Source organism: uncultured Thermus sp. (assembly GCF_938010445.1).
GTDB lineage: Bacteria > Deinococcota > Deinococci > Deinococcales > Thermaceae > Thermus > Thermus altitudinis.
Genome location: NZ_CALLUR010000127.1, coordinates 1 through 7,640 on the forward strand (window position 1 = coordinate 1; position 7,640 = coordinate 7,640).

Annotated in this window: 8 protein-coding genes and 1 pseudogene; 6 read left to right on the forward strand and 3 right to left on the reverse strand. The window is 65.6% G+C overall.

The genetic code is table 11. The annotated features are described in order from the left end of the window. A partial coding sequence (locus Q0693_RS07175; RefSeq protein WP_298630320.1) for a patatin-like phospholipase family protein occupies positions 1 to 246 on the reverse strand: 246 nt, incomplete at its 3' end. Between the two features lie 28 nt (positions 247 to 274). On the opposite strand from Q0693_RS07175, the gene trpC reads away from it, so the two are divergent. The 5 genes and pseudogenes from trpC to Q0693_RS07200 form a co-directional block, all read left to right on the forward strand. Next, positions 275 to 1,042: an indole-3-glycerol phosphate synthase TrpC gene (gene trpC, locus Q0693_RS07180; RefSeq protein ID WP_243029671.1), complete on the forward strand. Its 768-nt coding sequence runs from the start codon at positions 275 to 277 to the stop codon at positions 1,040 to 1,042. A gap of 4 nt (positions 1,043 to 1,046) precedes the next feature. After that, the gene (hisA, locus tag Q0693_RS07185) at positions 1,047 to 1,757 is read left to right on the forward strand and encodes a 1-(5-phosphoribosyl)-5-[(5-phosphoribosylamino)methylideneamino]imidazole-4-carboxamide isomerase (RefSeq protein WP_298630322.1); all 711 of its coding nucleotides are present in this window, start codon (positions 1,047 to 1,049) and stop codon (positions 1,755 to 1,757) included. A gap of 4 nt (positions 1,758 to 1,761) precedes the next feature. Next, the gene (locus Q0693_RS07190) at positions 1,762 to 2,076 is read left to right on the forward strand and encodes a LapA family protein (protein WP_243029673.1); all 315 of its coding nucleotides are present in this window, start codon (positions 1,762 to 1,764) and stop codon (positions 2,074 to 2,076) included. Positions 2,077 to 2,118: 42 nt separating this feature from the next. After that, positions 2,119 to 4,134, forward strand: coding sequence for a DHH family phosphoesterase (locus Q0693_RS07195; protein ID WP_298630324.1), 2,016 nt, complete (start codon positions 2,119 to 2,121; stop codon positions 4,132 to 4,134). A 14-nt stretch (positions 4,135 to 4,148) separates the two neighbouring features. Next, positions 4,149 to 4,370 (forward strand): annotated as a pseudogene (locus Q0693_RS07200) (hypothetical protein); the annotation flags it as partial. Here the strand turns inward: Q0693_RS07200 and Q0693_RS07205 are convergent. Next, entirely contained in the window at positions 4,354 to 6,942 is a 2,589-nt protein-coding gene (locus Q0693_RS07205) for a valine--tRNA ligase (RefSeq protein WP_298630328.1), read from the reverse strand. The pseudogene Q0693_RS07200 and the gene Q0693_RS07205 overlap by 17 nt on opposite strands. On the opposite strand from Q0693_RS07205, the gene Q0693_RS07210 reads away from it, so the two are divergent. Then, a complete protein-coding gene (locus tag Q0693_RS07210) occupies positions 6,941 to 7,123 on the forward strand; it encodes a hypothetical protein (protein ID WP_298630330.1) in 183 nt (60 codons plus the stop codon). The two genes, Q0693_RS07205 and Q0693_RS07210, sit on opposite strands and share 2 nt — an antisense overlap. Before the next feature lie 40 nt (positions 7,124 to 7,163). Here the strand turns inward: Q0693_RS07210 and Q0693_RS07215 are convergent. Next, a partial coding sequence (locus tag Q0693_RS07215) for a hypothetical protein (protein ID WP_298630331.1) occupies positions 7,164 to 7,640 on the reverse strand: 477 nt, incomplete at its 5' end.

The window sequence follows — 7,640 nt, forward strand, 5'->3', positions numbered from 1 at the left end:
AAGCCTGGCCAGGGTACGGAGGTTACCCCCTTGCCGGAGCCCGGCGATCTCCTGGTCCAAGATGGCCTCGTGCACCTTCCAGGGGTCCTTGTGGCCAAAGGCATAGGCGGCAGCGGCCAAGGCGCCCGCAGAGCTTCCCGCGAGCCCCCGGATGGGGATTCTGGCCTCCTCCAACACCGCCAGCACTCCCAGGTGGGCGTACCCGCGGACACCGCCGCCCCCCAGGGCCAAGGCCACACCGCGCATCCCTTATCTATACTCTATAGTGGTCGGTATGCGGCCGGATGTGGATCGCATGGGTGGGGTACTGGGGGCCATCGCCCGCAGGCGGGCCGAGGAGGTGGTGCCCCGCCCCCTTCCCCCTTTTCCCGAAACCCTGCCCTCCTTCCGTGAGGCCCTTCTCCAGCCAGGGCTTTCCGTCATCGCCGAGGTGAAGAAGGCGAGCCCTTCGCAAGGAGCCATTAGGGAGATAGACCCCGCCGAGGCGGCCCAGGCCTACGCCCGGGGTGGGGCTAGGGCCATCAGCGTCCTTACGGAGCCCCACCGCTTTGGGGGTAGCCTCGAGGACCTTCTTAGGGTCCGCCAGGCGGTGGACCTACCCCTCCTGCGCAAGGACTTCGTGGTGGACCCCTTCATGCTGGAGGAGGCCCGGGCCTATGGGGCAAGCGCCGTGCTACTCATCGTGGCCCTTTTGCGGGAGCTCACCGGGGTCTACCTGGAGGAGGCCAGGCGGCTTGGCCTGGAGGCCCTGGTGGAGGTGCACACGGAAGAGGAGCTGGAGCTGGCCCTCGAGGCGGGGGCCAGTATCGTGGGCATCAACAACCGCAACCTCACCACCTTGGAGATTGACCTGGCCACGGCCCCGAGGCTCGGCCGTTTAGCCCGGAGGAGGGGGTTTAGTGGGGTTTTGGTGGCGGAGTCGGGGTATTCCCGCAAGGCGGAGCTGAAGGCTTTGGAAGGGCTTTTTGATGCCGTTCTCATCGGCACCAGCCTGATGCGAAGCCCCAGCTTGGAGGAAGCCCTAAGGGCGCTGGTAGGATAGCCCCATGCTGCTGATTCCCGCCGTGGACCTGAAGGGGGGCAAGGCGGTGCGCCTCTACGAGGGGGACCCTGAACGAGAGACCCAGTACGGGGACCCGGTGGCCGCCGCCTTGCGCTGGCAGGAGGAAGGGGCTAGGCTTCTCCACCTGGTGGACCTGGACCGGGCCCTGGGGAGGGGGGATAACCTCGAGGCCCTTCGCCGCATTGCCGAAGCCCTCCGTATCCCCTTCCAAGTGGGGGGTGGAATCCGATCCTTGGAGGCCTTGCGGGAGATTCTCGCCCTGGGCGCTTCCCGGGTGGTGGTGGGTACGGTGGCGGTAAAGGACCCTGCCCTTTTGCAGGCCATGCTGGAGGCGGTGGGTCCTGCCAGGTTGGTGGTGGCCTTGGATGCCCGGGGCCTCGAGGTGGTGGTCTCGGGTTGGCTGGAGGCGGCCTCCCTTTCCGCCCTGGACCTCCTTAGGCGTTGGGAAGCCATGGGGGTGCACACGGTGATCTACACCGATGTGCGGCGGGATGGGACGCTGAAGGGCCTGGACCTGGAGGTGGTGGCCCGGGTACGGGAGGCTTGGCCCCACGAGCTCATTGCGGGCGGGGGCATTGCGGGCCCGGAGGACCTTTTAGACCTAAAGCGCCTCGGGGTGGAAGGCGCCCTTTTGGGCAAAGCCCTCTACGAGGGGCGGGTGCGCCTAACCGACTACAAGGAAGGGGTAATCTAAGGCCATGAAGCTGGCGAACTGGGTTTTCCTTCTGGCCACCTTGGGGGTGGCGGGCGCGGGGCTTTACCTGTACCTGGCCTTTCCCTTCCTGGAGGTGCCCACGCCCTGGGGACCCTGGCCCCTTTACTATCTCCTTCCGGGGGCCTATGCCCTGGGCGTGTTGGTGGGGGGGGTTTATGCCCTTGCCCTTTGGCTAGGGGGCGTGGGGGAGAGGCGCGCCCTTCTAAGGGAGGTGCGGCGGCTTCAGGGGGAGATCAACGCCTTAAAGCGGGAACGCATAGAGGAGATTCCCAAAATCCCCGATCGGGAAGAGGTATAGCCGTCCCCGCGCTGCGGGGTTAGAGGAAGGAGGCCTAGTGGTATGAGGGATCGGGTGCGCTGGCATCTTCTTCCCCTGCCGCCTGTGAGGGAGTGGCGGGAGTTGATGGGGGCTTTGGGGGTGGGGCCTGAGGCCGCCTCCGTCTACTGGCACCGGGGCGTGCGCCGGCCGGAGGACCTGCAACCCAGCTTGGGCCTTCTTCCCCTGCGGGGCCTGTCGGAGGCGGTGGAGCTTCTCCTGGGGGCGCTAAAGGAGAAAAAGCGTATTCGTGTCCATGGGGACTACGACGCCGACGGGCTGACGGGAACCGCCATCCTGGTGCGGGGCCTCAGGGCCTTGGGGGCGGAGGTCCACCCCTTCATCCCCCATCGCCTCGAGGAGGGGTATGGCATTCATCCCGCCCGTATACCGGAGCACCGGGAAGCGGCGGACGTTTTCCTGACGGTGGACTGCGGTATCGCCAACCACGCCGAGCTTCGGGAGCTTGTGGAAAACGGGGTGGAGGTTCTGGTGACCGACCACCACACGCCCCGCGATACCCCTCCTCCGGGCCTGATCCTCCATCCCGCCTACACCCCGGACCTTAAGGAGCACCCCACGGGAGCGGGGGTGGCCTTTTTGCTCCTTTGGGCGCTCCATGAAAGGTTGGGCCTGCCCCCACCCCTGGAGTACGCCGATCTGGCGGCGGTGGGCACCATCGCCGACGTGGCCCCCCTTTGGGGGTGGAACCGGGCTTTGGTGCGGGAAGGGCTTGCCCGCCTGAGGGAGTCCTCCATCCTTGGGCTTCGCCTGTTGGCGGAAAGCGTGGGCTACACGGGGAAAGCGGTGGAGGTGGCCTTCCGCATCGCTCCCCGCATCAATGCGGCAAGCCGCCTGGGGGAGGCGGAGAAGGCCCTCAGTCTTCTCCTCACCGAGGATGAGGAGGAGGCCAGGGGCTTGGTGGAGGAACTCCATCGGCTGAACGCCCGCCGCCAGGCCTTAGAGGAGGAGATGCTCAGAAGGCTCCTCCCCCAGGCGGACCCCCAGGCCAAGGCCGTTGTCCTCCACGACCCCGAGGGCCACCCGGGGGTGATGGGCATCGTGGCCAGCCGTATCCTCGAGGCCACCTTGCGCCCCGTCTTCATCGTGGCCAAGGGGAAGGGCACGGTGCGGAGCCTTCCGCCCCTCAGCGCCGTGGAGGCCCTAAGGAGTGCCGAGGACCTCCTCCTGCGCTTTGGCGGCCACCGGGAAGCCGCCGGGTTTGCCTTGGACGAGGCCCGCTTCCCTGCCTTTAGGAAACGGATTGAGGCCTTTGCCGCCTCCTTTCCCGACCCCGTGCGGGAAGTGCCTCTTGTAGGGCTTTTGCCCCCTTTGGCGTCCCTTCCGGACCTTTACCAGGCCTTGTTAGCCTTAGAGCCCTTTGGGGAAGGGAATCCCGAGCCCCTCTTCCTCCTCCAAGGCTCCCCGGAGGAGGCCCGCTCCCTGGGGGAGGGGAAGCACCTCGCCTTCCGCCTGCAGGGGGTTAGGGTGGTGGCCTGGCGCATGGGGGAGCGGGTGGATTCCCTGCCCCCTGAACTGGAGGCGGCGGTGTCCCTCCTGGAAAACCGCTGGAACGGCACCCTGTCCTATGAAGCCCAAGCCTTGGACTTCCGGGAGCCGGGGGATCTGGAAGGCGGGATACCCCCCTTTGCCTATCCCATCCCCTTGCGGAAGGCCTTGACCCGGGCCCAGGCGGGGGAAGGGGTTTATGTGCCCGAGGATAACCTCGAGGGGCTGGAGTACGCAAAAAAGGCGGGGTTCCGTTTGCTGCCCCCCGAGGAGGCCTCCCTTTGGCTAGGCCTGCCGCCTTTTCCCGTGGAGAAGTCCCCCGTTTACGTGGCCTTAGGAGAGGCCACCCAGAGGCGGCTTGCCGCCTGGCCCATCCTGGAAACCCCAGAGGATCGGCTCAGGGCCCTAGTGGTGCAGAGGCTCCTCTTCGCCTACGGTAGAGAGCACGCCCCCCTTTTCAGCGAGGCCCTTTTGGCCTACTGGGCGGTGGGGGAGAGGCTTCCCTCTGAAGAGGGGGTGAAGGGTGTATAAACCCCTTGCGGGCGATGCTTCCTTAGAGGGTGCGGCTTTTCCATCTCCTTTCCCAGGCCATACCCTTCCAAACCCTCCTCGAGGCCAAGCTTTACGCCCTTACCCCCAATAAGCCCATCCTGGACCTGGAGCCGCTGGAAAGCTTTCCCTTCGTGACCCTAAACCTGCGCCTGGCCGAGGCGGTGGCCGAGGCCCCTGGGGAAGCCCGGGATCCCCGGCTCACCCTATTTGGCTGAGGGCTTCCCGGATCCGCTCCATCTGGGCCAGGTTTTCCCTAAGCCTTGCCTCTTCCGCCTCCACCACCTCCCTGGGAGCCTTTTCCCGGAACCCCGGGGCGTCAAGCTTTTTCTGGCTCCTTTCCGTCAGGGCAAGGAGTTCTTGCAGGCGCTTTTCCTGCCGGCGCTTCCACTCCTCCACATCCAAGAGGCCTTCTAGGGGCATGCGCACCGTCACCTTAGGCATGGCCTTCACCAGGGCTTTCCCAGGACGGTTTTCCAGGAGCTCAGCCCGGGATAGAAAGCGGAACACCTCTAGGTTATCCCAAAGGGGTGCGGCCTCTCCTTCCACGAACACCCGCACCTCCTGGGCCAAGGGAAGCCCGGCTTCGGCCTTTAGGGCCCGCACCGCGGTCACCGCCTGTTTCAGGGCTTCAAACCGGGCCTCGGCCTCCTGGTCCGTGGCCTCAGCCTGGGGCCAGGCCTCCAGGGCCAGCTCCTCCTTGCCCGTAAGGGCCTGGTAGAGCTCGCTGGTGAGGAAGGGCATGATGGGATGGAGAAGCTTGAGGAGGGTGGCGAGGGTTTCCTCGAGGGTGCGTAAGGTAAAGGCATTCCCTGCCTTAAGGGCCGGTTTGCTGGCCTCCAGGTACCAATCGCAGAACTCGCTCCAGACCAGCTCGTACACCTCCCGGGCCGCCTGGGCCAGGTCCAGGCCCTCGTAAAGGGCGGTGATCTCCCGCACACCCCGGCCTAGGCGGCTTCGCATCCAACGGTCCGCCAGGGTAGGGGTGTCGGTTTGCCCTTGGAACGATTCCCGGCTTAGGAGGACGAAACGGGCGGCATTGTAGAGCTTGTTGGCGAAGTTCCTGGCCATCTCCAGCCACCGGAGGTCCAGCCGGATGTCCTGGCCCCCCGTGGCCAGGTAGGTGAGGGCGAAGCGCAGGGCATCGGCCCCATAGCGCTCCACCATCTCCAAGGGGTCTATCACGTTCCCCTTGGACTTGGACATCTTCTGGCCCTTTTCATCCAGCACTAGGCCGTGGAGGAGCACGGTCTTAAAGGGCCGTTCCCCCCGGAAGTGGTAACCGGATACCTCCATCCGGCTCACCCAGAGGAAAAGGATGTCGTAGCCCGTCACCAGGACATCGCCCGGATAGAAGGCCTTGAGGTCCTCCGTCTCCTCCGGCCAGCCCAGGGTGGAAAGGGGCCAGAGGGCCGAGGAAAACCAGGTGTCAAATACGTCCTCGTCCCGCTGGAGGTTAGGGCTTCCGCAGGTTTCGCAGGTGCTGGGGTCTTCCAGGTAGCGCTCAGGGCGGGGGACGTTAACGGCACCGCAATCCTGGCAGTACCAGGCGGGGATCTGGTGCCCCCACCAAAGCTGGCGGGAGATGTTCCAGTCCCGCACGTTTCTCAGCCAGTCCAGGTTGACCTTTTTCCAGCGCTCGGGAACAAAGGCGATCTCATCCCGCTCCAGGCCGCGGATGACCTTTTCCGCCAGGGGCTTCATGGACAGCCACCACTGGGGGAAGATGGCGTACTCCAAGGGGGTGCCGCAGCGGGAGCAGGTGGCCATCTGGATGGTGTACTCCTCCTCCTTGAGGAGGTGGCCTGCCTCCCGGAAAAGTTCCACCGCCTTTTTCCGGGCCGCAAACCGGTCCAGGCCCCGGAGGGCCTCCGGCACCCTTTCCCCTTCCATCCGGCCTTCCAGGTTGATGACGGAAACCGCCTTCAGTCCGTGCCGCTCGCCGATCTCGTAGTCCAAGGGGTCGTGGGCGGGGGTGACCTTAAGGGCCCCGGTGCCGAACTCCCGCTCCACGGCGCTGTCGGCCAAAATGGGTATCCAGATGTCCGTGAGGGGGATGCGGGCCCTTTTGCCGATGAGGTGCCGGTAGCGCTCGTCCTCGGGGTGGACGGCGATGGCCTGGTCGGCGAAGACCGTTTCCGGCCTCACGGTGGCGATGGCGATGCGTTCGCCACCCTCCACCTCGTAGGCCAGGGTGTAGAGCTGGCCCGGGGTGGGTTCGGTTTCCACCTCCAGGTCCGAAAGGGTGGTTTCGCACCGGGGGCACCAGTTCACCAGGCGGGGGGCGCGGTAGGCCAGCCCCTCGTGGTAGTAGCGGCTAAAGGCATAGCGCACCGCCTTGGAGCGGGCCTCGTCCATGGTAAAGGCCTCCCGGCTCCAATCGGCGCTGGCCCCCAGGCGCTTGAGTTGCTTCAGGATGGTTCCCCCGGACTCCTCCTTCCATTCCCAGACCCGCTTCAAGAAGGCTTCCCGGCCCAGGTGGTGCCGGGTCTTTCCCTCCTTAAGCAGGAGCCTTTCCACCACCACCTGGGTGGCGATGCCCGCATGGTCGGTGCCGGGTAGCCAGACGGCCTCGTAGCCCTGCATGCGTTTATAGCGGATGAGGGCATCCTGCAGGGAGTTGTCCAAGGCATGGCCCATGTGCAGGCTACCCGTAACGTTGGGAGGAGGCATGAAGATGACAAAGGGCGTTTTGCCGCTTTTGGGGTTGGCCACAAAGGGGTTGTTCGCCCACTTCTCCGCCCACTTGGGTTCCACGGTTTTGGGGTCGTAGGCCTTGGGTAGGTCCATGCTGTGGGATAGTTTACCCAAGCCGGGAAGGGTTTGGGATGCGGGGATGGGGCCCATGGGAAAGGCCGCCCAGGGGCCCATGCCCTTTGCCGCCTATTTAGGGGTTCCCCTCACGCTACGGCCGGGGCCAGGAGGGGTCCCTAACCTCTTGCTCCAGAACCTGGCCTACGAGGAAGGGTGATCCTACCTTGCCCGGAAGCCACCCTGGAGCTAAAGGCCCCCTACGAGGGGGTGGAGCCCGAAAGGGCGTAGAGGTAGTAATGACCCTCCCCCAGGTCAAAGAAGGCCTCCTCGTAGGCTAGGCCTTCAATAGGGGTGTCCGGGGGGATGGCCAGAGGGGTTTCCCCCACCCATAGGCCCTCAGGGGTCAGGCGGAGGATGCCTTGGGCCAACTCCTGAGCCTCCGCCTCGGGGTCGTTGAGGGGCGTGTAGAGGAGGCGCACGGGAAGGCCTTCCAGGCTATGGAGCACGTTGCTCCTGTCTCGGAAGGGTGCCCGGTGAAGGAGGCGCTCCTCCACGGGGGCGATCTCGCCCAAAAGGGCGTAGCGGTCTAGGGGCAAAAGGGCCTTGCCGCTTTCCAGGAGGACCAGGAAGCGGGTACGGTCCTCCTCGGAAAGGAGGACCGGGGCCCTATGCGGGCCCACCTTGGGGTCCTGGTCCAGCCTCTCCTTTTGCAGGAGGGCCTTGGCGGCTTCCAG